The organism is Pseudomonas sp. CCC4.1, assembly GCF_035019225.1.
Lineage (GTDB): Bacteria > Pseudomonadota > Gammaproteobacteria > Pseudomonadales > Pseudomonadaceae > Aquipseudomonas > Aquipseudomonas bubulae.
The window spans coordinates 1-24,767 of the sequence record NZ_JASJWL010000019.1; the positions used below are offsets into that span (position 1 = coordinate 1).

At 54.1% G+C, this 24,767-nt stretch carries 20 protein-coding genes, 4 tRNA genes and 2 rRNA genes; all 26 read left to right on the forward strand.

Features of this window, described 5'->3' with window-relative positions; all coding sequences use genetic code 11:
* A 23S ribosomal RNA gene (locus QN377_RS10095) occupies window positions 1–2,053 on the forward strand; the annotation flags it as partial.
* A 148-nt stretch (window positions 2,054–2,201) separates the two neighbouring features.
* Window positions 2,202–2,317 (forward strand): 5S ribosomal RNA (rrf, locus tag QN377_RS10100).
* A 190-nt stretch (window positions 2,318–2,507) separates the two neighbouring features.
* Entirely contained in the window at window positions 2,508–3,455 is a 948-nt protein-coding gene (gene birA / locus QN377_RS10105) for a bifunctional biotin--[acetyl-CoA-carboxylase] ligase/biotin operon repressor BirA (protein ID WP_095019088.1), read from the forward strand.
* Window positions 3,445–4,188, forward strand: a complete 744-nt coding sequence (locus QN377_RS10110) for a pantothenate kinase (RefSeq protein WP_095019087.1) — start codon at window positions 3,445–3,447, stop codon at window positions 4,186–4,188. Before birA ends, QN377_RS10110 begins: the two co-directional genes overlap by 11 nt.
* Window positions 4,189–4,195: 7 nt before the next feature.
* A complete protein-coding gene (locus QN377_RS10115) occupies window positions 4,196–4,672 on the forward strand; it encodes a hypothetical protein (RefSeq protein WP_095019086.1) in 477 nt (158 codons plus the stop codon).
* Between the two features lie 110 nt (window positions 4,673–4,782).
* Window positions 4,783–4,867, forward strand: a tRNA-Tyr gene (locus QN377_RS10120).
* A gap of 25 nt (window positions 4,868–4,892) precedes the next feature.
* Window positions 4,893–4,966 (forward strand) — tRNA-Gly (locus QN377_RS10125).
* Window positions 4,967–4,992: 26 nt separating this feature from the next.
* Window positions 4,993–5,068, forward strand: a tRNA-Thr gene (locus tag QN377_RS10130).
* Window positions 5,069–5,313: 245 nt separating this feature from the next.
* A tRNA-Trp gene (locus tag QN377_RS10135) sits at window positions 5,314–5,389 on the forward strand.
* Window positions 5,390–5,434: 45 nt separating this feature from the next.
* Window positions 5,435–5,803: a preprotein translocase subunit SecE gene (gene secE, locus QN377_RS10140; RefSeq protein ID WP_016779165.1), complete on the forward strand. Its 369-nt coding sequence runs from the start codon at window positions 5,435–5,437 to the stop codon at window positions 5,801–5,803.
* A gap of 9 nt (window positions 5,804–5,812) precedes the next feature.
* Window positions 5,813–6,346 carry a transcription termination/antitermination protein NusG gene (nusG, locus tag QN377_RS10145; RefSeq protein WP_026014126.1) on the forward strand — a complete coding sequence of 178 codons (534 nt, stop codon included), beginning with the start codon at window positions 5,813–5,815 and terminating at the stop codon, window positions 6,344–6,346.
* A gap of 116 nt (window positions 6,347–6,462) precedes the next feature.
* Complete coding sequence (rplK, locus tag QN377_RS10150; protein ID WP_008008888.1) at window positions 6,463–6,894, forward strand: 50S ribosomal protein L11; 432 nt, start codon at window positions 6,463–6,465, stop codon at window positions 6,892–6,894.
* Window positions 6,894–7,589, forward strand: a complete 696-nt coding sequence (gene rplA / locus QN377_RS10155; protein ID WP_016779167.1) for a 50S ribosomal protein L1 — start codon at window positions 6,894–6,896, stop codon at window positions 7,587–7,589. Before rplK ends, rplA begins: the two co-directional genes overlap by 1 nt.
* Window positions 7,590–7,786: 197 nt before the next feature.
* A complete protein-coding gene (gene rplJ, locus QN377_RS10160) occupies window positions 7,787–8,287 on the forward strand; it encodes a 50S ribosomal protein L10 (RefSeq protein ID WP_016779168.1) in 501 nt (166 codons plus the stop codon).
* 80 nt (window positions 8,288–8,367) lie between these two features.
* Window positions 8,368–8,733, forward strand: a complete 366-nt coding sequence (gene rplL, locus QN377_RS10165; protein ID WP_016779169.1) for a 50S ribosomal protein L7/L12 — start codon at window positions 8,368–8,370, stop codon at window positions 8,731–8,733.
* 219 nt (window positions 8,734–8,952) lie between these two features.
* Window positions 8,953–13,026, forward strand: coding sequence for a DNA-directed RNA polymerase subunit beta (rpoB, locus tag QN377_RS10170; protein WP_016779170.1), 4,074 nt, complete (start codon window positions 8,953–8,955; stop codon window positions 13,024–13,026).
* Window positions 13,027–13,090: 64 nt separating this feature from the next.
* Window positions 13,091–17,290, forward strand: coding sequence for a DNA-directed RNA polymerase subunit beta' (gene rpoC / locus QN377_RS10175; RefSeq protein WP_094999501.1), 4,200 nt, complete (start codon window positions 13,091–13,093; stop codon window positions 17,288–17,290).
* A gap of 216 nt (window positions 17,291–17,506) precedes the next feature.
* Window positions 17,507–17,878 (forward strand): 30S ribosomal protein S12, encoded by a 372-nt coding sequence (gene rpsL / locus QN377_RS10180; RefSeq protein ID WP_002555494.1) that lies wholly within the window; start codon window positions 17,507–17,509, stop codon window positions 17,876–17,878.
* Between the two features lie 123 nt (window positions 17,879–18,001).
* Window positions 18,002–18,472: a 30S ribosomal protein S7 gene (rpsG, locus tag QN377_RS10185; RefSeq protein ID WP_016779172.1), complete on the forward strand. Its 471-nt coding sequence runs from the start codon at window positions 18,002–18,004 to the stop codon at window positions 18,470–18,472.
* Between the two features lie 30 nt (window positions 18,473–18,502).
* On the forward strand, window positions 18,503–20,608 hold the full coding sequence (gene fusA, locus QN377_RS10190; RefSeq protein ID WP_094999500.1) for an elongation factor G: 2,106 nt from the start codon (window positions 18,503–18,505) through the stop codon (window positions 20,606–20,608).
* Window positions 20,609–20,643: 35 nt separating this feature from the next.
* A complete protein-coding gene (gene tuf / locus QN377_RS10195; protein WP_016779174.1) occupies window positions 20,644–21,837 on the forward strand; it encodes an elongation factor Tu in 1,194 nt (397 codons plus the stop codon).
* Window positions 21,838–21,981: 144 nt separating this feature from the next.
* A complete protein-coding gene (gene rpsJ, locus QN377_RS10200; RefSeq protein ID WP_003186070.1) occupies window positions 21,982–22,293 on the forward strand; it encodes a 30S ribosomal protein S10 in 312 nt (103 codons plus the stop codon).
* Window positions 22,294–22,374: 81 nt separating this feature from the next.
* Entirely contained in the window at window positions 22,375–23,010 is a 636-nt protein-coding gene (gene rplC, locus QN377_RS10205) for a 50S ribosomal protein L3 (protein WP_016779175.1), read from the forward strand.
* Between the two features lie 12 nt (window positions 23,011–23,022).
* Window positions 23,023–23,625 (forward strand): 50S ribosomal protein L4, encoded by a 603-nt coding sequence (rplD, locus tag QN377_RS10210; RefSeq protein WP_016779176.1) that lies wholly within the window; start codon window positions 23,023–23,025, stop codon window positions 23,623–23,625.
* On the forward strand, window positions 23,622–23,921 hold the full coding sequence (rplW, locus tag QN377_RS10215; protein ID WP_003444375.1) for a 50S ribosomal protein L23: 300 nt from the start codon (window positions 23,622–23,624) through the stop codon (window positions 23,919–23,921). Before rplD ends, rplW begins: the two co-directional genes overlap by 4 nt.
* Before the next feature lie 14 nt (window positions 23,922–23,935).
* Entirely contained in the window at window positions 23,936–24,760 is an 825-nt protein-coding gene (rplB, locus tag QN377_RS10220; protein ID WP_016779177.1) for a 50S ribosomal protein L2, read from the forward strand.
* Window positions 24,761–24,767 lie beyond the last annotated feature (7 nt).

Here is a 24,767-nt window from a genome sequence, read left to right on the forward strand (position 1 = left end):
GTAGGGGGTAGAGCACTGTTTCGGCTAGGGGGTCATCCCGACTTACCAAACCGATGCAAACTCCGAATACCTACAAGTGCCGAGCATGGGAGACACACGGCGGGTGCTAACGTCCGTCGTGAAAAGGGAAACAACCCAGACCGTCAGCTAAGGTCCCAAAGTTATGGTTAAGTGGGAAACGATGTGGGAAGGCTTAGACAGCTAGGAGGTTGGCTTAGAAGCAGCCACCCTTTAAAGAAAGCGTAATAGCTCACTAGTCGAGTCGGCCTGCGCGGAAGATTTAACGGGGCTCAAACCATACACCGAAGCTACGGGTATCATCTTAGGATGATGCGGTAGAGGAGCGTTCTGTAAGCCTGTGAAGGTGAGTTGAGAAGCTTGCTGGAGGTATCAGAAGTGCGAATGCTGACATGAGTAACGATAATGGGTGTGAAAAACACCCACGCCGAAAGACCAAGGTTTCCTGCGCAACGTTAATCGACGCAGGGTTAGTCGGTCCCTAAGGCGAGGCTGAAAAGCGTAGTCGATGGAAAACAGGTTAATATTCCTGTACTTCTGGTTATTGCGATGGAGGGACGGAGAAGGCTAGGCCAGCTTGGCGTTGGTTGTCCAAGTTTAAGGTGGTAGGCTGGAATCTTAGGTAAATCCGGGATTCTAAGGCCGAGAGCTGATGACGAGTGTTCTTTTAGAACACGAAGTGGTTGATGCCATGCTTCCAAGAAAAGCTTCTAAGCTTCAGGTAACCAGGAACCGTACCCCAAACCGACACAGGTGGTTGGGTAGAGAATACCAAGGCGCTTGAGAGAACTCGGGTGAAGGAACTAGGCAAAATGGCACCGTAACTTCGGGAGAAGGTGCGCCGATGGAGGTGAAGCATTTACTGCGTAAGCCCCTGTCGGTCGAAGATACCAGGCCGCTGCGACTGTTTATTAAAAACACAGCACTCTGCAAACACGAAAGTGGACGTATAGGGTGTGACGCCTGCCCGGTGCCGGAAGGTTAATTGATGGGGTTAGCTAACGCGAAGCTCTTGATCGAAGCCCCGGTAAACGGCGGCCGTAACTATAACGGTCCTAAGGTAGCGAAATTCCTTGTCGGGTAAGTTCCGACCTGCACGAATGGCGTAACGATGGCGGCGCTGTCTCCACCCGAGACTCAGTGAAATTGAAATCGCTGTGAAGATGCAGTGTATCCGCGGCTAGACGGAAAGACCCCGTGAACCTTTACTATAGCTTTGCACTGGACTTTGAATTTGCTTGTGTAGGATAGGTGGGAGGCTTTGAAGCGTGAACGCCAGTTTGCGTGGAGCCAACCTTGAAATACCACCCTGGCAACTTTGAGGTTCTAACTCAGGTCCGTTATCCGGATCGAGGACAGTGTATGGTGGGTAGTTTGACTGGGGCGGTCTCCTCCTAAAGAGTAACGGAGGAGTACGAAGGTGCGCTCAGACCGGTCGGAAATCGGTCGTAGAGTATAAAGGCAAAAGCGCGCTTGACTGCGAGACAGACACGTCGAGCAGGTACGAAAGTAGGTCTTAGTGATCCGGTGGTTCTGTATGGAAGGGCCATCGCTCAACGGATAAAAGGTACTCCGGGGATAACAGGCTGATACCGCCCAAGAGTTCATATCGACGGCGGTGTTTGGCACCTCGATGTCGGCTCATCACATCCTGGGGCTGAAGCCGGTCCCAAGGGTATGGCTGTTCGCCATTTAAAGTGGTACGCGAGCTGGGTTTAGAACGTCGTGAGACAGTTCGGTCCCTATCTGCCGTGGACGTTTGAGATTTGAGAGGGGCTGCTCCTAGTACGAGAGGACCGGAGTGGACGAACCTCTGGTGTTCCGGTTGTCACGCCAGTGGCATTGCCGGGTAGCTATGTTCGGGAAAGATAACCGCTGAAAGCATCTAAGCGGGAAACTTGCCTCAAGATGAGATCTCACTGGAACCTTGAGTTCCCTAAAGGGCCGTCGAAGACTACGACGTTGATAGGTTGGGTGTGTAAGCGCTGTGAGGCGTTGAGCTAACCAATACTAATTGCCCGTGAGGCTTGACCATATAACACCCAAGCAATTTGCTTAGAAGCGAATTGCGGTGTGTGAAGACGATACAAACCGAAAGTTTGCGGTTCACAAAACACCACATCTATTACATACCCATTCGCTGGAGCGTGAACCGAAAGGTAAACGACCTGGCTACCGAATTTCTTGACGACCATAGAGCATTGGAACCACCTGATCCCATCCCGAACTCAGTAGTGAAACGATGCATCGCCGATGGTAGTGTGGGGTTTCCCCATGTGAGAGTAGGTCATCGTCAAGATTAAATTCCAAACCCCCTGTCTGCTAACGCAGACAGGGGGTTTGTTTTTGTGCGCGAAAAAGCGGTCGCAAGCTTCAAACTGTGTGCTCTCGGCTTGCCCCAAGCTGTTAGCTTGCTGTGTGCGCGGGGTTTCTATGCAATGGCGCCGCTCATGGCTATCATGCGTGCCTCATTGTGAGGCGATACATGCATGCTGACGTTGTTGAAACTCCTCAAAGATGGTCGATTCCACTCAGGGCAAGCGCTTGGTGCTGCACTTGGCGTTAGCCGCAGTGCAGTCTGGAAGCAGCTCCAGCTTTTGGAATCCAACCTGAACCTGTCGATTCATAAAGTTCGTGGTCGTGGCTATCAGTTAGCTGCACCGCTTGAGCTCCTTGAGCAGGACCAGTTGACTGCCAGCCCATGGCCTGTCTCTATTCATGATTCATTAGACTCCACCAATGCCGAGGCCTTGCGCGCGATCGACAGTGGCACTGCGGCGCCGTTTGTTGTTACGGCTGAGCGGCAAACTGCTGGTCGTGGACGAAGAGGCCGCAAATGGGTCAGTCCTTTCGCAGAAAATATCTACTACAGCCTTGTTCTTCGCATGGATGGCGGGATGCGCCAGCTTGAAGGGCTTAGCCTTGTGGTTGGTCTGGCAGTACTGAGTGCGCTTCGCGGGGTGGGGATATCTGACGCCGGCCTCAAATGGCCAAATGATGTGCTCGTAGGCAACAAGAAAATTGCCGGCATTTTGCTTGAGTTGGTCGGCGATCCGGCTGATGTGTGTCATGTGGTTCTGGGGATCGGCATTAACGTCAATATGCGGGTGGCCAGCGAGGTAGATCAGGCCTGGACCTCGGTATTTCTCGAGTCAGGTCATTCGGTAAACCGCAATGCGCTGATTTCGAAACTCAACGATAGCCTGCTTGTGTATCTGAATCGCCATGCTACCGAGGGCTTTTCGGCATTGCAGGCGCAGTGGGAGCAAAACCACTTGTGGCAGGGTCGTGAAGTCTCTCTGATAGCTGGAGTGCATCAGGTGGATGGCACTGTCATGGGTATTGATCAGCAGGGCGCGCTGCGCATGAGTGTCAATGGCGAAGAGAAAGTGTACAGCGGCGGTGAGCTTAGCTTGAGGTTGCGCCATGATTCTTGAGATGGACTGTGGCAACAGTTTTATAAAGTGGCGTGCCCTTGACGCGGGGGTGGCGGTGGGTGGGGGCGTAGTTGACTCTGATGCTGCGCTGCTGGCCGCGGTGTTGGCCGTTCCGGGGTTGAACATCACCCACTGCCGGTTGGTCAGTGTGCGCAGTGATGATGAGACATCGAGCCTGGTGGCCTCCATCGTGACGACCTTTGGTGTGGCTGCACAGTGCGCGCAGCCTGCAAGGAGTGCCGCAGGTGTCAGTAACGGTTATGAGGAGTTTGCCCGTTTGGGGCTCGATCGCTGGCTTGCCGTGGTTGGTGCTTTTGAGTTGGCGAAGAGCGCGTGCCTGGTACTGGATTTCGGCACGGCGGTAACGGCGGACTTCGTGGCTGCTGACGGTCAGCACCTGGGCGGGTTTATTTGTCCCGGGATGCCCTTGATGCGCGATCAGTTGCGTACTCATACACGCCGTATCCGGTATGACGACCTCTCTGCGGAGCAGGCCTTGCTCCAGCGTACGCCCGGGCGTACGACGGTTGAGGCTGTTGAGCGTGGGTGTTTGTTGATGCTGCGGGGCTTTGTGATGACCCAGCTGGAATTGGCGCGCGAGTACTGGGGAGAAGACTTTGAAGTTTTTCTTACCGGCGGTGACGCAAGCCTGGTAAAGGATATGGTTCCAGAAGCGCGCTTGGTGCAAGACCTGGTATTTGTCGGTTTGGCGGTGGTTTGTCCCCTTCCTTGAGGTTTCTATGCGTTGGCTGTTTCTGCTGCTGGTTGTACTGAATGTCTTTTATTACATATGGCACCAGCAAGAGGCTCCGTTGAGGGCCAAAGAAGTTGTTTCCTTGTCTTTGTACAAGGGCAGTCATCAGGGCATACGCCTGCTTGGCGAGGTGCCGCCGGCAGGTGGGGGAGGTGCAGTCGCCATTGACCAGGCGCTGAGTGCGGAATGCATGTTTTTAGGCAATTTACCTGCGCAAGAACAGCTGCACGGTCTGCAGCGCAGGTTGTCTGAGATGGGGATAGCATCTACGCAAGTTGAAGGTGAGCAGGCTGAAATGCCTGGCTATGCCCTCAAGATCAGCCCGCAAGGCACTGCTGCGGCCAGTGAAATGGTTTTGCAGAACCTTGTTAATGAATTCAATGGGTTAAAATACAAAAAAATGCGCTGTGAGGGCTTGCAGGTACCCGATAGTTTGCATAGAATGGCGCCCGCTCCACAGTGAACGCCAAACAGGCTACTAGGTGTGAAGCGAGTCAAGTTGCTAACTTCCTGATTTAATTGAAGAAAGTGGTTGACATAAGGTTGGAATGATGTAGAATTCTAACCAGCTCAGGAGGGGTTCCCGAGCGGCCAAAGGGATCAGACTGTAAATCTGACGTCTACGACTTCGAAGGTTCGAATCCTTCCCCCTCCACCATATTTAAGCTAGAGCAGCAAGATTTGCGGGTGTAGTTTAGTGGTAGAACCTTAGCCTTCCAAGCTAATGATGCGGGTTCGATTCCCGCCACCCGCTCCAGTCTAGCTGTTTTCGCGACATGTTTTGCTCTTGTAGCTCAGTTGGTAGAGCACACCCTTGGTAAGGGTGAGGTCAGCGGTTCAAATCCGCTCAAGAGCTCCATATAACAAGGCAGATATGAAAATATCTGCCTTTGTTTTAACAGGTGCGTAGCCTGTCTGGGGTGTTTGCTGGTGGCGCTGTTTTTAGGTGTCGCTGCCCTGGTTGGTTGTTACGGTTGTGAGTAGCTCGCATTCTGCTATTCGCTGGCAATTCTCTGCTTGGACAGGGTTGATTGCAAAAGTAATTGCGCTTGTTGTTGAAAAGTCTCTCTCGTGTCGGCATAATCCGCGGCTCGATAATGTTTTAGGTCAGTAGCTCAATTGGCAGAGCGACGGTCTCCAAAACCGTAGGTTGGGGGTTCGATTCCCTCCTGACCTGCCAGATTCGCTCATTGCGTCTGGCTTTCTTTTCACAGGATCCTCTTTGATGACTCCCAAGGCTGAAGTTCAAGGCTCTCGCTTCGATCTCCTCAAGTGGCTTGTAGTGGTAGCTCTTGTGGTGGTTGGCGTTGTTGGGAATCAGTATTATTCTGGTTCGCCGATCCTGTATCGCGTCATTGCACTTCTTGTGATTGCTGCTGTTGCTGCCTATGTGGGCTTGCAGACGGCAAAAGGCAAGTCGTTCGCTGTCCTGGTAAAGGAAGCTCGTACTGAGATTCGTAAAGTCGTATGGCCAACTCGCCAAGAAACTACGCAGACCACGTTGATCGTGGTGGCTGTTGTTCTTGTTATGGCGTTGCTGTTGTGGGGTTTGGATTCCCTGCTCGGCTGGCTCGTTTCCTTGATTGTTGGCTAAGGGTGTCCCGTGGCTAAGCGTTGGTACGTAGTGCATGCTTATTCGGGTTACGAAAAGCATGTTATGCGCTCTCTGATAGAGCGTATTAAGCTGGCAGGCATGGAAGATGGCTTCGGCGAAATTCTGGTTCCCACTGAAGAAGTGGTTGAAATGCGTAATGGCCAGAAGCGCAAAAGCGAACGCAAGTTCTTCCCTGGTTATGTGCTGGTTCAGATGGACATGAGCGAAGGGACTTGGCACTTGGTCAAGGACACTCCGCGTGTCATGGGCTTCATTGGTGGTACTGCTGATAAACCGGCACCTATCACTGATAAAGAAGCAGAAGCAATTCTGCGTCGCGTAGCTGATGGCAGCGACAAGCCCAAGCCGAAAACACTGTTCGAGCCGGGCGAAGTTGTCCGTGTTACCGACGGTCCGTTTGCCGATTTCAATGGCACGGTCGAAGAAGTTAACTACGAAAAGAGCCGCATTCAAGTGGCGGTGCTCATTTTCGGTCGCTCTACTCCGGTAGAGCTAGAGTTTAGCCAGGTCGAAAAGGTCTAGTTAAACACGAATCCCAACCCCATGGCCTAGGCTGTGGGGTTTTGTCGTCACTGGGATAAACGCGCAAGTAACCGGGGAGCCTCTTTAGGCGATTGAACCCGTAATTGGAGTGCCTCATGGCTAAGAAGATTACCGCTTACATCAAGCTGCAAGTGAAGGCCGCTCAGGCTAACCCAAGCCCACCTGTTGGTCCGGCTCTGGGTCAGCACGGCGTGAACATCATGGAATTCTGCAAGGCTTTCAACGCCCGTACTCAGGGTATTGAGCCAGGCCTGCCGACTCCAGTGATCATCACTGTATACAGCGACCGTAGCTTCACGTTCGAAACCAAGTCGACCCCTGCTTCGGTTCTGCTGAAGAAGGCTGCCGGTCTGACTAGCGGTTCCGCTCGTCCAAACACCGTTAAGGTTGGCACTGTAACTCGTGCTCAGCTGGAAGAAATCGCGAAAACCAAAAACGCGGATCTGACTGCAGCTGATATGGAAGCAGCCGTGCGTACTATCGCCGGTTCTGCTCGTAGCATGGGCCTTAACGTGGAGGGTGTGTAATGGCTAAGCTGACCAAGCGTCAAAAGGCAATCGCCGGTAAAATCGAAGCTGGCAAGTCTTACAATTTTGTAGATGCTGCTGCTTTGCTGGCTGAGCTGTCGACTGTAAAATTCAGCGAGTCTTTCGACATCGCCGTTAACCTGGGCGTAGACCCACGTAAATCTGACCAGGTTGTTCGTAGCGCTACTGTGCTGCCACACGGCACTGGCAAGACTGTACGTGTTGCTGTGTTCACTCAGGGTCCAGCTGCTGAAGCTGCTCTGGCTGCCGGCGCTGATCGCGTTGGTATGGACGACCTGGCTGCCGAAATGAAAGGCGGCGACCTGAACTACGACGTAGTTATTGCATCCCCGGACGCAATGCGTGTTGTTGGTCAGTTGGGTCAGATCCTGGGCCCACGTGGTCTGATGCCTAACCCTAAGGTTGGTACTGTAACTCCAGACGTAGCCACCGCTGTTAAGAACGCGAAGGCTGGTCAGGTTCGTTATCGCACCGACAAAAACGGTATCATTCACACTTCCGTTGGCAAGATCGGCTTCGACGCCGTTCAGCTGAAGGAAAACGTTGAAGCCCTGATCGCTGATCTGAAGCGTATCAAACCAGCTTCCTCGAAAGGTATTTATGTTAAGCGCGTAACCCTGAGCACCACTATGGGCCCGGGCCTGGTCATCGACCAGGGTTCCCTGGACGCGTAAGGCAAAATTGGCGCAGTCAAATGCGCCAATTGAAAGATTGGGGTCCCTGCCTGGCGGGGGCTATCCAAGACCGTAGGCGGCGAAAGCCTTAAACCTCAAGCCTACGCAGATGGTGCTCCCGGTTCCTTACCGAATCAGACACCAAAACGACATCAGGCCTCGGCCAGATGAAACGGTAACAAGCAGGAGTTAAACCCGTGGCAATTAAACTCGAAGACAAGAAGGCCATCGTCGCTGAAGTCAACGAGGCTGCCAAAGTTGCCCTGTCCGCTGTTGTGGCTGATGCCCGCGGTGTGACAGTAGGCGCTATGACCGGACTCCGTAAAGAGGCTCGTGAAGCTGGCGTTTACGTACGTGTTGTACGTAACACCCTGCTCAAGCGCGCTGTTGCTGACACTGAATACAGTGTTCTCAACGACGTGTTCACTGGCCCGACCTTGATTGCATTCTCGCAAGAACATCCGGGCGCTGCTGCTCGTATCTTCAAAGAGTTCGCAAAAGGTCAGGATAAGTTCGAGATCAAGGCAGCTGCGTTCGAGGGCAAGTTCCTCGCAGCTAATCAGATCGACGTACTGGCAAGTCTGCCGACCCGTGACGAAGCAATTTCTCAGCTGATGAGCGTGATTCAAGGCGCTACCAGCAAATTGGCTCGTACTCTGGCGGCCCTTCGCGACCAGAAAGAAGCTGCTGCAGCCTAAGGCTGAGCGACTCCTTTCAGCGTTTATTGTTTATTTCGATGGCCGCGTAGGCTGTCACCCCAATACAGGAATTTATAGTCATGTCTCTGACTAACGACCAAATCATCGAAGCAATCGGCGAAAAATCCGTTCTGGAAATCGTTGAACTGATCAAAGCAATGGAAGAGAAGTTCGGCGTTTCCGCTGCTGCTGCTTCTGCTGGTCCTGCTGCTGCCGCTGCTGTTGTTGAAGAGCAAACTGAATTCAACGTTATGCTGCTGGAAGCTGGCGAGAAGAAAGTTAACGTGATCAAGGCTGTTCGTGAGCTGACTGGTCTGGGCTTGAAAGAAGCCAAGGCAGTAGTTGACGGCGCTCCAGCTATGGTACTGGAAGCTGTTGCTAAAGAAGCAGCTGACAAAGCCAAGGCTACCTTGGAAGAAGCAGGCGCTAAAGTCGAGCTGAAGTAAGCATCGACCTTGCGTTTCCAGCCCAGGCGTTAAGCTGAGGCTGATGGCTGGTGGCTCTTGCCACCGGCCTTTTTCCGTTATTGGCAGCCGACTAGGTTGGTGCCTTTAACGTGCTGTAACCACCCTGTGCGGTGGAGCAAACCAAGGGGTTTGCACGATTTTCTGGCTGCTCCCGTCGGGAGAGGCCAAACAAGCAGGTGACCAAGCTGGGGAACGCTGATGGCTTACTCATATACTGAGAAAAAACGTATCCGCAAGGACTTTAGCAAGTTGCCGGACGTCATGGATGTGCCGTATCTCTTGGCAATCCAGCTGGATTCGTATCGTGAATTCTTGCAGGCGGGAGCGACTAAAGATCAGTTCCGCGACGTGGGCCTGCATGCGGCCTTCAAATCCGTTTTCCCGATCATCAGCTACTCCGGCAATGCTGCGCTGGAGTACGTCGGTTATCGCTTGGGCGAACCGGCATTTGATGTCAAAGAATGCGTGTTGCGTGGCGTAACGTACGCCGTACCTTTGCGGGTAAAAGTTCGTTTGATCATTTTCGACAAAGAATCGTCGAACAAAGCGATCAAGGACATCAAAGAGCAAGAAGTCTACATGGGTGAAATCCCCCTGATGACTGAAAACGGTACCTTCGTAATCAACGGTACCGAGCGTGTAATTGTTTCCCAGCTGCACCGTTCCCCGGGCGTGTTCTTTGACCACGACCGCGGCAAGACGCACAGCTCCGGTAAGCTGCTTTATTCCGCGCGTATCATTCCTTACCGTGGTTCGTGGCTCGACTTCGAGTTCGACCCGAAAGACTGCGTGTTCGTGCGTATTGACCGTCGTCGCAAGCTGCCTGCATCGGTATTGCTGCGCGCGCTGGGTTATACCACTGAGCAAGTGCTGGACGCGTTCTACACCACCAACGTGTTCCACGTTCAGGGTGAGAGCATCAGCCTGGAGCTGGTTCCACAGCGTCTGCGCGGTGAAATCGCGGCCATCGATATTACCGATGACAAAGGCAAGGTGATTGTTGAGCAGGGTCGTCGTATCACTGCCCGTCATATCAACCAGCTGGAAAAAGCCGGTGTCAAAGAGCTCGTTATGCCTCTGGACTATGTCCTGGGTCGCACAACGGCCAAGGCTATCGTGCATCCGGCTACTGGCGAAATCATTGCTGAGTGCAACACCGAGCTGACCACTGAAATCCTGGCAAAAGTTGCCAAGGGCCAGGTTGTTCGCATCGAAACGTTGTACACCAACGATATCGACTGCGGTCCGTTCGTCTCCGACACGCTGAAGATCGACTCCACCAGCAACCAACTGGAAGCGCTGGTCGAAATCTATCGCATGATGCGTCCAGGCGAGCCGCCAACCAAAGACGCTGCCGAGACTCTGTTCAACAACCTGTTCTTCAGCCCTGAGCGCTATGACCTGTCTGCGGTCGGCCGGATGAAGTTCAACCGTCGTATCGGTCGTACCGAGATCGAAGGTTCGGGCGTGTTGTGCAAAGAAGACATCGTTGCTGTGCTGAAGACCCTGGTCGACATCCGTAACGGTAAAGGCATCGTCGATGACATCGACCACCTGGGTAACCGTCGTGTTCGCTGTGTAGGCGAAATGGCCGAGAACCAGTTCCGCGTTGGCCTGGTACGTGTTGAGCGTGCGGTCAAAGAGCGTCTGTCGATGGCTGAAAGCGAAGGCCTGATGCCGCAAGACCTGATCAACGCCAAGCCTGTGGCTGCGGCGGTGAAAGAGTTCTTCGGTTCCAGCCAGCTGTCCCAGTTCATGGACCAGAACAACCCTCTGTCCGAGATCACCCACAAGCGCCGTGTTTCTGCACTGGGCCCGGGCGGTCTGACGCGTGAGCGTGCGGGCTTTGAAGTTCGTGACGTACACCCGACTCACTACGGCCGTGTTTGCCCTATTGAGACGCCGGAAGGTCCGAACATCGGTCTGATCAACTCCCTGGCTGCCTATGCGCGCACCAACCAGTACGGCTTCCTCGAGAGCCCGTACCGTGTAGTGAAAGACGCACTGGTAACCGACGAGATCGTTTTCCTGTCCGCCATCGAAGAAGCTGATCACGTGATCGCTCAGGCCTCGGCCACGATGAACGACAAGAAAGTGCTGATCGACGAGCTGGTTGCTGTTCGTCACTTGAACGAATTCACCGTCAAGGCGCCGGAAGACGTCACCTTGATGGACGTTTCGCCGAAGCAGGTTGTTTCGGTTGCAGCGTCGCTGATCCCGTTCCTGGAACACGATGACGCCAACCGTGCGTTGATGGGTTCCAACATGCAGCGTCAAGCTGTACCAACCCTGCGCGCTGACAAGCCGCTGGTAGGTACCGGCATGGAGCGTAACGTAGCTCGTGACTCCGGCGTTTGCGTCGTGGCTCGTCGTGGCGGCGTGATCGACTCTGTTGATGCCAGCCGTATCGTGGTTCGTGTTGCTGATGACGAAGTTGAAACTGGCGAAGCCGGTGTCGACATCTACAACCTGACCAAATACACCCGTTCCAACCAGAACACTTGCATCAACCAGCGTCCGCTGGTGCGCAAGGGTGACCGTGTACAGCGTAGCGACATCATGGCTGACGGCCCGTCCACCGATATGGGTGAACTGGCGCTGGGTCAAAACATGCGCATCGCGTTCATGGCCTGGAACGGTTACAACTTCGAAGACTCCATCTGCCTGTCGGAACGAGTTGTTCAAGAAGATCGCTTTACCACGATCCACATCCAGGAATTGACCTGTGTGGCACGTGACACCAAGCTTGGGCCTGAAGAGATCACTGCAGACATCCCGAACGTGGGTGAAGCTGCACTGAACAAACTGGACGAAGCCGGTATCGTTTACGTAGGTGCTGAAGTTGGCGCTGGCGACATTCTGGTAGGTAAGGTTACTCCGAAAGGCGAGACCCAGCTGACTCCGGAAGAGAAGCTGTTGCGTGCCATCTTCGGTGAAAAAGCCAGCGACGTTAAAGACACCTCCCTGCGCGTACCTACCGGTACCAAAGGTACTGTTATCGACGTGCAGGTCTTCACCCGTGACGGCGTTGAGCGTGATGCTCGTGCACTGTCGATCGAGAAGACCCAGCTGGACGAGATCCGCAAGGATCTGAACGAAGAGTTCCGTATCGTTGAAGGCGCTACCTTCGAACGTCTGCGCTCTGCTCTGGTTGGCCGCATTGCCGAAGGTGGTGCCGGTCTGAAGAAAGGTCAGGAAATCACCAATGAAATCCTGGACGGTCTTGAGCATGGTCAGTGGTTCAAACTGCGCATGGCTGAAGATGCTCTGAACGAGCAGCTTGAAAAGGCTCAGGCTTACATCATCGATCGCCGTCGTCTGCTGGACGACAAGTTCGAAGACAAGAAGCGCAAACTGCAGCAGGGCGATGACCTGGCTCCAGGCGTGCTGAAAATCGTCAAGGTTTACCTGGCAATCCGCCGTCGCATCCAGCCGGGTGACAAGATGGCCGGTCGTCACGGTAACAAGGGTGTGGTCTCCGTGATCATGCCGGTTGAAGACATGCCGTACGATGCCAATGGCACCCCGGTTGATGTGGTCCTCAACCCGTTGGGCGTACCTTCGCGTATGAACGTTGGTCAGATTCTCGAAACTCACCTGGGCCTCGCGGCCAAAGGTCTGGGCGAGAAGATCAACCTCATGATTGAAGAACAACGCAAGGTCGCTGACCTGCGTAAGTTCCTGCATGAGATCTACAACGAAATTGGCGGTCGTCAAGAAAGCCTGGATGACTTCTCCGATCAGGAAATCCTGGATCTGGCGAAGAACCTTCGCGGCGGTGTGCCAATGGCTACCCCGGTGTTCGACGGTGCCAAGGAAAGCGAAATCAAGGCAATGCTTCGTTTGGCAGACCTGCCAGACAGCGGCCAGATGGTGCTGACTGATGGTCGTACCGGCAACAAGTTCGAGCGTCCGGTTACCGTTGGCTACATGTACATGCTGAAGCTGAACCACTTGGTAGACGACAAGATGCACGCTCGTTCTACCGGTTCTTACAGCCTGGTTACCCAGCAGCCGCTGGGTGGTAAGGCACAGTTCGGTGGTCAGCGTTTCGGGGAGATGGAGGTCTGGGCGCTGGAAGCCTACGGCGCGGCATACACTCTGCAAGAAATGCTCACAGTGAAGTCGGACGATGTGAACGGCCGTACCAAGATGTACAAAAACATCGTGGACGGCGATCACCGTATGGAGCCGGGCATGCCCGAGTCCTTCAACGTGTTGATCAAAGAAATTCGTTCCCTCGGCATCGATATCGATCTGGAAACCGAATAACACGTGACGCGAATCGAGAGCGGGGCTGTATGGCCCGCTCTCTGCTCCGCCAGGAGGAAAGGCCTTGAAAGACCTACTGAATTTGCTGAAAAACCAGGGTCAAGTCGAAGAGTTCGACGCCATCCGTATTGGATTGGCATCGCCTGAGATGATCCGTTCGTGGTCGTTCGGTGAAGTTAAAAAGCCGGAAACCATCAACTACCGTACGTTCAAGCCTGAGCGTGACGGCCTGTTCTGCGCCAAGATCTTTGGCCCGGTAAAGGATTACGAGTGCCTGTGCGGTAAGTACAAGCGCTTGAAGCACCGCGGTGTGATCTGTGAGAAGTGTGGCGTTGAAGTCGCACTGGCCAAGGTCCGTCGCGAGCGCATGGCTCACATCGAACTGGCTTCGCCAGTGGCTCACATCTGGTTCCTGAAATCGCTGCCGTCCCGTATCGGCTTGCTGATGGACATGACCCTGCGTGATATCGAACGCGTTCTCTACTTCGAGAGCTATGTCGTTATCGATCCGGGCATGACCACTCTGGAAAAAGGTCAGCTGCTGAACGATGAGCAGTACTTCGAAGCGCTGGAAGAGTTCGGCGACGACTTTGATGCCCGCATGGGTGCTGAAGCTGTCCGTGAACTGCTGCACGCTATCGACCTGGAGCACGAGATTGGCCGTCTGCGTGAAGAAATTCCGCAAACCAACTCTGAAACCAAAATCAAGAAGCTGTCCAAGCGCCTGAAGTTGATGGAAGCCTTCCTGGGCTCCGGCAACCTTCCGGAGTGGATGGTTCTGACCGTTCTGCCGGTTCTGCCGCCAGATCTGCGTCCTCTGGTACCGTTGGATGGCGGTCGTTTCGCGACTTCCGACCTCAACGACCTGTACCGTCGAGTGATCAACCGTAACAACCGCTTGAAGCGCCTGCTTGATCTGTCCGCTCCGGACATCATCGTGCGCAACGAAAAGCGTATGTTGCAAGAAGCGGTCGACGCACTGCTCGACAACGGCCGTCGTGGTCGCGCTATCACCGGTTCGAACAAGCGTCCTCTGAAATCCCTGGCTGACATGATCAAGGGTAAGCAAGGTCGTTTCCGTCAGAACTTGCTCGGTAAGCGTGTTGACTACTCGGGTCGTTCGGTAATTACCGTAGGTCCGACCCTGCGTCTGCACCAGTGCGGTCTGCCGAAGAAAATGGCTCTCGAGCTGTTCAAGCCGTTCATTTTCGGCAAGCTGGAAATGCGTGGTCTTGCTACCACCATCAAAGCCGCCAAGAAGATGGTTGAGCGCGAGTTGCCGGAAGTGTGGGACGTTCTCGCTGAAGTTATCCGCGAACACCCGGTTCTTCTCAACCGTGCACCGACCCTTCACCGTCTGGGTATCCAGGCGTTTGAACCGGTACTGATCGAAGGTAAAGCTATCCAGCTGCACCCTCTGGTCTGTGCTGCGTACAACGCCGACTTCGACGGCGACCAAATGGCCGTGCACGTACCGCTGACACTGGAAGCCCAGTTGGAAGCGCGCGCGTTGATGATGTCGACCAACAACATTCTGTCGCCAGCCAACGGTGAGCCAATCATCGTTCCGTCGCAGGACGTTGTATTGGGTCTGTACTACATGACGCGTGAAGCGATCAACGCCAAAGGCGAAGGTCGTGTATTCGCTGACTTGCAGGAAGTTGACCGTGTATTCCGTGCCGGCGAAGCCGCACTGCACGCCAAGGTCAAGGTTCGTATCAACGAAACCGTCAACGACCGTGATGGCGGCAGCGTGACCAACACCCGTATCGTCGACACCACTGTCGGCCGTGCGCTGTTGTTCCAGGTTGTGCCAAAAGGTTTGTCGTACGACGTCGTCAACCTGCCGATGAAGAAAAAAGCGATCTCCAAGCTGATCAACCAGTGCTACCGCGTGGTTGGTTTGAAAGAGACCGTGATCTTCGCTGACCAGTTGATGTACACCGGTTTTGCTTACTCGACCATCTCCGGCGTTTCCATCGGTGTTAACGACTTCGTTATCCCGGATGAAAAAGCTCGCATCATCGCTGCTGCAACCGATGAAGTGAAAGAGATCGAAAGTCAGTACGCCTCCGGCCTGGTAACCCAGGGCGAGAAGTACAACAAGGTAATCGACCTTTGGTCGAAAGCTAACGATGAAGTTTCCAAGGCGATGATGTCCAACCTCTCGAAAGAGAAGGTAATCGACCGCCACGGCAACGAAGTCGAGCAAGAATCGTTCAACTCGATGTACATGATGGCCGACTCCGGCGCACGGGGTTCTGCTGCGCAGATCCGTCAGCTGGCCGGTATGCGTGGTCTGATGGCCAAGCCGGACGGTTCCATCATCGAAACGCCGATTACTGCGAACTTCCGTGAAGGTTTGAGCGTACTTCAGTACTTCATCTCGACTCACGGTGCTCGTAAGGGTCTGGCGGATACCGCCTTGAAAACAGCTAACTCCGGTTACCTGACACGTCGTCTGGTAGACGTTGCACAAGATCTGGTTGTGACTGAAGTTGACTGCGGTACCGAACACGGTCTGCTGATGACTCCGCACATCGAAGGCGGCGACGTTGTTGAGCCATTGGGTGAGCGCGTACTGGGTCGAGTAATCGCCCGTGACGTATTCAAGCCGGGCACCGAGGAAGTTATCGTTCCTGCAGGCACCCTGGTTGACGAGAAGTGGGTTGAATTCATCGAGCTGAACAGCATCGACGAAGTGATCGTGCGCTCGCCAATCAGCTGCGAAACCCGTTTCGGTATCTGCGCCAAGTGCTACGGCCGTGATCTGGCTCGTGGTCACCAGGTGAACATCGGTGAAGCTGTCGGCGTTATCGCTGCCCAGTCGATCGGTGAGCCGGGTACACAGCTGACCATGCGTACGTTCCACATCGGTGGTGCGGCAAGCCGGACCTCCGCTGCTGACAGCGTTCAGGTGAAGAATGGCGGTACTGTCCGTCTGCACAACCTGAAGCACGTTGAGCGTGTAGATGGCTGCCTGGTTGCAGTATCCCGTTCCGGTGAGCTGGCCATTGCTGATGACTTCGGTCGTGAGCGTGAGCGTTACAAGCTGCCGTACGGCGCCGTGATTTCGGTTAAAGAAGGTGACAAGGTTGACGCTGGCTCTATCGTAGCCAAGTGGGATCCTCACACTCACCCAATCGTTACCGAAATGAAAGGTACCGTGACCTACGTGGGCATGGAAGAAGGCATCACGATCAAGCGTCAGACTGACGAATTGACCGGTATGACCAACATTGAAGTACTTGATGCCAAAGACCGTCCAGCTGCCGGCAAGGACATTCGTCCAGCCGTCAAGATGGTGGGTGTTGATGGCAAGGATCTGCTGTTGCCAGGTACCGACGTACCGGCTCAGTACTTCCTGCCAGCGAACGCCTTGGTCGGTGTAGCGGATGGTGCGGAAATCGCGATCGGTGACGTTATCGCTCGTATTCCGCAAGAAACTTCGAAAACTCGAGACATCACCGGTGGTCTGCCACGGGTTGCTGACTTGTTCGAAGCCCGTCGTCCGAAAGAAGCCTCGATTCTGGCTGAAGTCAGCGGCACCATCGCGTTCGGTAAAGAAACCAAAGGCAAGCGCCGTCTGGTTATTACCCCGAACGACGGTACTGATCCGTACGAAGAGCTGATTCCAAAGTGGCGCCACCTGAACGTCTTCGAAGGCGAACAAGTGAACCGCGGCGAAGTTATCTCCGACGGTCCAAGCGATCCACACGACATCCTGCGTCTGCTGGGTGTGAGTGCGCTGGCCAAGTACATCGTTAACGAGATCCAGGACGTTTACCGTCTGCAAGGCGTAAAAATCAACGATAAGCACATCGAGACCATTCTGCGTCAGATGCTGCGTAAAGTTGAGATTGCCGAGTCTGGCGATTCCACCTTCATCAAGGGCGACCAGATGGAGTTGACGCAGGTATTGACCGAGAACGAGCGTCTGGGCAACGAAGACAAATTCGTGTCCAAGTTCACTCGCGTCCTGCTGGGTATCACCAAGGCGTCGTTGTCGACTGAATCGTTCATCTCGGCGGCCTCTTTCCAGGAGACCACTCGAGTACTGACCGAAGCGGCGGTAACCGGCAAGCGCGATTACCTGCGCGGCCTGAAAGAAAACGTTGTCGTGGGTCGTCTGATCCCGGCAGGTACCGGTTTGGCATACCACAGCGAGCGTAAGCGCCGCCGTGAGGCTGACAAGCCGTTGCGCGTAAGCGCCAGTGAAGTGGAAGCTGCACTGACCGAAGCGCTGAACTCGAGCGGTAACTGAGTTCTGCGGTAAATGATGGGCGGGCCCCGGCAGTTCCGTTCATCGAATCGAGACAATTTGTCTGGGTTTGATGAGTGGAAGTGTCGGGGCCTTGCCTTGACTGGGGGCAAGATCCTCTTTAGACTCTTGTACCCCTAAATTTGGCGGGAATTCGTTCCTGCCATTTTGCTTTTCTTGCAAGACAATAGCGTCGCAAGACAACAGTGGAGCTAGTAGATGGCAACTATCAACCAGCTGGTACGTCAGCCGCGTAAGCGTATCGTCGAGAAATCCGACGTACCTGCGCTGCAAAACTGCCCGCAACGTCGTGGCGTATGCACCCGTGTGTATACAACTACGCCGAAAAAACCTAACTCGGCACTGCGTAAAGTATGCCGTGTGCGCCTGACCAACGGTTTCGAGGTTTCCTCGTACATCGGTGGTGAAGGTCACAACCTGCAAGAACACAGCGTGGTACTGATTCGTGGCGGTCGTGTAAAAGACTTGCCAGGTGTTCGTTACCACACCGTTCGCGGCTCTTTGGATACTTCCGGCGTTAAAGGTCGTAACCAAGGTCGTTCGAAGTACGGTACCAAGAAGCCGAAGTAGTCTTCGGTTTCCGGTAAATAATGCAGATTTCTTTTTTTCTGAGTCGATAAGAGTAAGGTCGGACCTGCATCCCTGGGGTGTAATGGTTCCGAGCTAACCTGAAGACCGTTTGAGGGCTTATCCATGCCAAGAAGACGCGTAGCAGCCAAGCGCGAAGTGCTTGACGATCCAAAATACGGAAGCCAAATTCTGGCCAAGTTCATGAACCACGTGATGGAAAGCGGCAAAAAAGCCGTTGCCGAGCGTATCGTTTATGGCGCGCTGGAAAAGGTTAAAGAACGCAAGAACAGCGATCCCCTGGAACTCTTCGAGAAAGCTCTCGACGCCATCGCTCCGCTGGTCGAAGTGAAGTCGCGCCGTGTAGGCGGTGCTACTTACCAGGTTCCGGTCGAAGTTCGCCCGTCCCGTCGTAACGCCCTGGCAATGCGCTGGTTGGTAGACTTCGCCCGCAAGCGCGGCGAGAAGTCTATGGCTCTGCGTTTGGCTGGCGAACTGTTGGACGCTGCCGAAGGTAAAGGTGCTGCTGTTAAGAAGCGTGAAGACGTGCACCGTATGGCCGAAGCTAACAAAGCTTTCTCGCACTACCGCTTCTAATTTCAGCTTCACTAATTTTGCGAGGGCTTTATGGCTCGTACTACTCCGATTAGTCGCTACCGTAACATCGGTATCGTCGCTCACGTGGATGCTGGTAAAACCACCACCACCGAGCGCGTACTGTTTTACACTGGCAAAAGTCACAAAATGGGCGAGGTGCATGATGGCGCCGCGACCACAGACTGGATGGTTCAGGAGCAGGAGCGTGGTATTACCATTACTTCTGCTGCCATTACCGCCTTCTGGAAAGGTTCTGCCAAGCAGTACAAGGACGAACACCGCTTCAACGTAATCGATACCCCGGGCCACGTTGACTTCACTATTGAAGTTGAGCGTTCCCTGCGTGTACTCGACGGCGCTGTCGTTGTGTTCTGTGGTACCTCGGGCGTTGAGCCTCAGTCGGAAACCGTATGGCGTCAAGCCAACAAATACGGCGTTCCACGTCTTGTTTACGTAAACAAGATGGACCGTGCTGGTGCCAACTTCCTGCGCGTTATCGAGCAGATCAAGAAGCGTCTGGGCCACACTCCAGTTCCAATCCAGTTGGCTATCGGTTCCGAAGACAACTTCCAGGGTCAGATCGATCTGATCAACATGGAAGCTGTGTACTGGAACGATGCTGACAAAGGTATGGTTCCTGTTCGCAAAGAAATTCCAGCTGAGCTGAAAGATCTTGCTGACGAGTGGCGCGACAACATGGTTCAGGCTGCGGCCGAAGCCAATGAAGAGCTGATGAACAAGTACCTCGAAGGTGAAGAATTCACCATCGCGGAAATCAAGGCGGCTCTGCGTCAGCGTACTATCGCTGGTGAGATCGTCCTGGCTGTTTGCGGTTCTTCCTTCAAGAACAAGGGTGTTCCCCTGGTTCTCGACGCCGTTATCGACTTCCTGCCTGCTCCGACTGATATTCCTGCCATCAAGGGTACTGACCCGGATGACGAGACTATCGAACTGGAGCGTCATGCAGACGACAACGAGCCGTTCTCGGCTCTGGCGTTCAAGATCGCTACCGACCCATTCGTGGGTACCTTGACCTTCGTCCGTGTTTACTCGGGCGTGTTGAACTCCGGCGACGGCGTAATCAACTCGGTTAAGGGCAAGAAAGAGCGCGTGGGTCGTATGGTGCAAATGCACGCAAACGCCCGTGAAGAAATCAAGGAAGTACGCGCTGGTGACATCGCGGCCTTGATCGGCATGAAGGACGTCACCACTGGTGAGACTTTGTGCAACGCTGACAAGCCAATCATTCTGGTTCGTATGGACTTCCCGGAGCCGGTTATTTCGGTTGCCGTAGAGCCTAAGACCAAGGATGACCAGGAAAAAATGGGTGTTGCACTGGGCAAGCTTGCTCAGGAAGATCCATCTTTCCGCGTTAAAACTGATGAAGAGACTGGTCAAACGATCATCTCTGGCATGGGCGAGCTGCACCTGGACATCCTGGTTGACCGGATGCGCCGTGAGTTCAACGTCGAAGCCAACATCGGTAAGCCTCAGGTTTCCTATCGTGAGCGCATCACGAAGAACTGTGAGATCGAAGGCAAGTTCGTTCGTCAGTCCGGCGGTCGTGGCCAGTTTGGTCACTGCTGGATTCGTTTTGCACCTGCTGACGAAGGTCAGGAAGGTCTGCAGTTCGTGAACGAAGTGGTAGGTGGTGTGGTTCCTAAGGAATACATCCCGGCTATCCAGAAGGGTATCGAAGAGCAGATGAAGAACGGTGTTGTTGCCGGCTATCCGCTGATCGGCCTGAAGGCTACCGTGTTTGATGGTTCTTACCACGACGTCGACTCCAACGAGATGGCGTTTAAGGTGGCTGCTTCCATGGCGACCAAGCAACTGGCTACCAAAGGTGGCGGTGAGCTGCTTGAGCCGATCATGGCGGTAGAGGTTGTTACACCTGAAGACTATATGGGTGACGTGATGGGCGACTTGAACCGTCGTCGCGGCATGATCCAGGGTATGGAAGATACGGTCTCCGGCAAAGTAATTCGTGCTGAAGTACCGTTGGGTGAAATGTTCGGTTATGCGACCGACGTTCGTTCCATGTCCCAGGGTCGCGCAAGCTACTCTATGGAATTCAAAAAATACGATACAGCTCCGGCGCACATCGTCGAAACTGTTACTAAAAAACAAGGCTGATTTAGTTCAGTCCTTTAGGCAAGGAGTTAATTGTCGTGGCTAAAGAAAAATTTGATCGTTCCCTACCGCACGTCAACGTTGGCACTATCGGTCACGTTGACCATGGTAAAACCACGCTGACTGCAGCTCTGACCCGTGTTTGCTCCGAAGTTTTCGGTTCGGCAATCGTTGACTTCGATAAAATCGACAGCGCGCCAGAAGAAAAAGCTCGTGGTATCACGATCAACACTGCGCACGTTGAATACAACTCGCACATTCGTCACTACGCTCACGTTGACTGCCCAGGTCACGCTGACTATGTGAAGAACATGATCACCGGTGCTGCTCAGATGGACGGCGCTATCCTGGTTTGTTCGGCCGCTGATGGTCCGATGCCACAAACCCGTGAGCACATCCTGCTGTCCCGTCAGGTTGGCGTTCCGTACATCGTGGTTTTCCTGAACAAGGCTGACCTGGTAGACGACGCTGAGCTGCTGGAACTGGTTGAGATGGAAGTTCGTGACCTGCTGTCGACTTACGACTTCCCAGGCGACGACACTCCGATCATCATCGGTTCGGCTCGTATGGCGCTGGAAGGCAAAGACGACAACGAAATGGGCACCACTGCCGTTCGTAAACTGGTTGAAACTCTGGATACCTACATTCCAGATCCAGTACGTGTTATCGACAAGCCGTTCCTGATGCCAATCGAAGACGTATTCTCGATCTCTGGTCGCGGTACTGTTGTAACTGGTCGTATCGAGCGCGGTATCGTTCGCGTTCAAGATCCGCTGGAAATCGTTGGTCTGCGTGACACTACTGTTACCACCTGCACCGGCGTTGAAATGTTCCGTAAGCTGCTCGACGAAGGTCGTGCGGGCGAGAACTGCGGCGTGCTGCTGCGCGGCACCAAGCGTGACGACGTTGAGCGTGGCCAGGTTCTGGTTAAGCCAGGCTCGGTTAAGCCACACACTACCTTCGAAGCTGAAGTGTACGTGTTGAGCAAAGAAGAAGGCGGCCGTCACACTCCGTTCTTCAAAGGCTACCGTCCTCAGTTCTACTTCCGTACAACTGACGTAACTGGTAACTGCGAACTGCCGGAAGGCGTTGAGATGGTAATGCCGGGCGACAACATCAAAATGGTTGTTACCCTGATCAAAACCATCGCAATGGAAGACGGTCTGCGTTTCGCAATCCGTGAAGGCGGTCGTACCGTTGGCGCTGGCGTTGTAGCCAAAATCATCGCGTAAGTGATGATTGTCTGAAAAAAGCCCCCGCTCAGCGGGGGCTTTTTTTATTGAGTTGACACCTACTGGGGTCGTCTATAGAATTGCGCCTCCTTTTAACGGGCGTATTGCGCTCGGTGGGAACAGCAATCTGGAGTCTGAAATCCAATGCAAAATCAGCAAATCCGTATCAGGTTGAAGGCTTTTGACCATCGCCTGATCGACCAATCAACCCAGGAAATCGTGGAAACCGCGAAACGTACTGGTGCTCAAGTGCGTGGTCCAATTCCACTGCCTACCCGTAAAGAGCGGTTCACCGTTCTGGTCTCCCCGCACGTCAACAAAGACGCGCGTGACCAGTACGAGATCCGTACTCATAAGCGCGTACTGGACATCGTCCAGCCAACGGATAAAACCGTTGATGCACTTATGAAGCTTGATCTTGCGGCCGGTGTGGAAGTGCAGATCAGCCTCGGCTAAGACTTGGGTCTTAGTCGTGTAACGCTCTGAAATGGGCGGCCATAGCGGGTGAAAGCCCCGTACACTCATGAGGTTTACAACATGACTATTGGTGTAGTCGGTCGTAAATGCGGTATGACCCGTATTTTCACCGAAGAAGGTGTCTCCATTCCGGTCACGGTCATTGAGATCGAGCCGAATCGCGTCACCCAGTTCAAAACTGAAGAAACCGATGGCTATCGTGCAGTGCAAGTCACTGTCGGCGAGCGTCGCGCTTCGCGTGTAACAGCTGCTCAAGCGGGTCACTTCGCTAAAGCAAACGTTGCCGCCGGTCGTACCGTAATGGAATTCCGTCTTGAAGAAGGCGAGTACCAGGCTGGCGATCTGATCAACACTGAAATCTTCACCGCTGGCCAACTGGTTGATGTAACCGGTCAGTCCAAGGGTAAAGGCTTCCAGGGTACGATCAAGCGTTGGAATTTCCGTGGCCAAGACAACACTCACGGTAACTCCGTTTCCCACCGCGTCCCGGGCTCTATTGGCCAGTGCCAGACTCCTGGTCGTGTATTCAAGGGCAAAAAAATGTCCGGTCATATGGGCGCTGAGCGCGTGACCGTGCAGTCCCTGGAAGTAGTGCGCGTCGACGCTGAACGCAATCTGTTGTTGGTCAAGGGTGCTGTTCCTGGCGCTACTGGCGGCAACCTGGTTGTACGTCCAGCGGCCAAGGCTCGCGGTTAAGGGGAAGCTGACATGCAATTAAATGTAAATGACGCTCAAGCGATCGAAGTTTCCGAACTGACTTTCGGCGGCGAATTCAACGAGACGCTGGTTCACCAAGCAGTCGTGGCCTACATGGCCGGCGGCCGTCAAGGTAGCAAGCAGCAAAAGACCCGTTCCGACGTTCGTGGTGGCGGTAAGCGCCCTTGGCGTCAGAAAGGTACTGGCCGTGCTCGTGCCGGTACTATCCGTAGCCCAATCTGGCGTGGCGGCGGTACCACTTTCGCAGCTCGTCCACAGGATCACTCCCAGAAGCTGAACAAGAAGATGTATCGCGCAGCAATGCGTTCCATCCTTGCTGAGCTGGTGCGTACTGATCGTCTGGTCGTGGTTCAGGACTTCGCTGTTGAAGCGCCGAAAACCAAAGATCTGCTCAACAAGCTGAATGGCATGGGTCTGACTGATGTCCTGATCGTGTCTGAAGGTGTTGATCAGAACCTGTACCTGGCTGCTCGTAACCTGCCACACGTTGATGTACGTGACGTGCAAGGTTCCGATCCAGTTAGTCTGATCGCATACGACAAGGTGTTGATCACCGTGTCGGCCGTGAAGAAATTCGAGGAGCTGCTGGGATGAACCAGGAACGCGTATTTAAAGTTCTGCTTGGCCCGCACGTTTCCGAGAAGGCTACGGTTCTGGCAGACAAGAAAGGCCAGTTCGTTTTCAAGGTTGCTACCGATGCAACCAAGCTGGAAATCAAGAAGGCCGTCGAAAGCCTGTTCAGCGTGAAAGTTGAGCGTGTTACTACCCTGAACGTTCTGGGTAAGAGCAAGCGCACCGCTCGCGGCGTGGGCAAGCGTAATGACTGGAAGAAGGCAGTAATCTCCCTTCAGCCAGGCCAAGATCTCGATTTCAGCAGCAGTGCTGAGTAAGGAAGGGGTGCATCATGGCAATCGTTAAATGCAAACCGACTTCCCCTGGCCGCCGTCATGTGGTCAAGGTGGTCAACCAGGAGCTGCATAAAGGCGCTCCTCACGCACCGCTGCTCGAGAAGAAATCGAAGTCTGGTGGTCGTAACAACAATGGCCGTATTACCACTCGTCACATCGGTGGTGGTCATAAGCAGCATTACCGTATGGTCGACTTCCGTCGCAACGACAAAGATGGCATTCCAGCCACTGTTGAGCGTATCGAATACGATCCAAACCGTACTGCTCACATCGCTCTGATGCTGTACGCAGACGGCGAGCGCCGCTACATCATCGCTCCTAAAGGCGTGAGTGCTGGCGACCAGCTGATTTCGGGTGCTTTGGCCCCAATCAAGCCGGGTAACTCGTTGCAACTGCGCAGCATTCCAGTTGGTAGCACCGTACACGGCATCGAATTGAAGCCGGGTAAAGGCGCGCAAATCGCACGTTCCGCTGGTGCTTCGGCTCAGCTGGTCGCTCGTGATGGTGTCTATGTGACCCTGCGTCTGCGCTCTGGTGAAATGCGTAAAGTACTGGCTGAATGCCGTGCGACCCTGGGTGAAGTCTCGAACTCCGAGCACAGCCTGCGTTCGCTGGGTAAAGCTGGTGCCAAACGCTGGCGTGGCGTTCGCCCAACCGTTCGTGGTGTTGCCATGAACCCGGTTGACCACCCACATGGTGGTGGTGAAGGTCGTACCTCTGGTGGTCGTCATCCGGTATCGCCATGGGGCTTCCCGACTAAGGGCGCGAAGACTCGTGGTAATAAGCGTACCGACAAAATGATCGTCCGTCGTCGCAAGTAAATAGAGG

Excerpts from the sequence above, each read along its gene's own strand:
- birA (WP_095019088.1), top strand. The coding sequence starts at position 2,508 with ATGCTGACGTTGTTGAAACTCCTCAAAGATGGTCGATTCCACTCAGGG.
- QN377_RS10110 (WP_095019087.1), top strand. The coding sequence starts at position 3,445 with ATGATTCTTGAGATGGACTGTGGCAACAGTTTTATAAAGTGGCGTGCC.
- QN377_RS10115 (WP_095019086.1), top strand. The coding sequence starts at position 4,196 with ATGCGTTGGCTGTTTCTGCTGCTGGTTGTACTGAATGTCTTTTATTAC.
- secE (WP_016779165.1), top strand. The coding sequence starts at position 5,435 with ATGACTCCCAAGGCTGAAGTTCAAGGCTCTCGCTTCGATCTCCTCAAG.
- rplK (WP_008008888.1), top strand. The coding sequence starts at position 6,463 with ATGGCTAAGAAGATTACCGCTTACATCAAGCTGCAAGTGAAGGCCGCT.
- rplA (WP_016779167.1), top strand. The coding sequence starts at position 6,894 with ATGGCTAAGCTGACCAAGCGTCAAAAGGCAATCGCCGGTAAAATCGAA.
- rplL (WP_016779169.1), top strand. The coding sequence starts at position 8,368 with ATGTCTCTGACTAACGACCAAATCATCGAAGCAATCGGCGAAAAATCC.
- rpoB (WP_016779170.1), top strand. The coding sequence starts at position 8,953 with ATGGCTTACTCATATACTGAGAAAAAACGTATCCGCAAGGACTTTAGC.
- rpsL (WP_002555494.1), top strand. The coding sequence starts at position 17,507 with ATGGCAACTATCAACCAGCTGGTACGTCAGCCGCGTAAGCGTATCGTC.
- rpsG (WP_016779172.1), top strand. The coding sequence starts at position 18,002 with ATGCCAAGAAGACGCGTAGCAGCCAAGCGCGAAGTGCTTGACGATCCA.
- fusA (WP_094999500.1), top strand. The coding sequence starts at position 18,503 with ATGGCTCGTACTACTCCGATTAGTCGCTACCGTAACATCGGTATCGTC.
- rpsJ (WP_003186070.1), top strand. The coding sequence starts at position 21,982 with ATGCAAAATCAGCAAATCCGTATCAGGTTGAAGGCTTTTGACCATCGC.
- rplC (WP_016779175.1), top strand. The coding sequence starts at position 22,375 with ATGACTATTGGTGTAGTCGGTCGTAAATGCGGTATGACCCGTATTTTC.
- rplD (WP_016779176.1), top strand. The coding sequence starts at position 23,023 with ATGCAATTAAATGTAAATGACGCTCAAGCGATCGAAGTTTCCGAACTG.
- rplW (WP_003444375.1), top strand. The coding sequence starts at position 23,622 with ATGAACCAGGAACGCGTATTTAAAGTTCTGCTTGGCCCGCACGTTTCC.
- rplB (WP_016779177.1), top strand. The coding sequence starts at position 23,936 with ATGGCAATCGTTAAATGCAAACCGACTTCCCCTGGCCGCCGTCATGTG.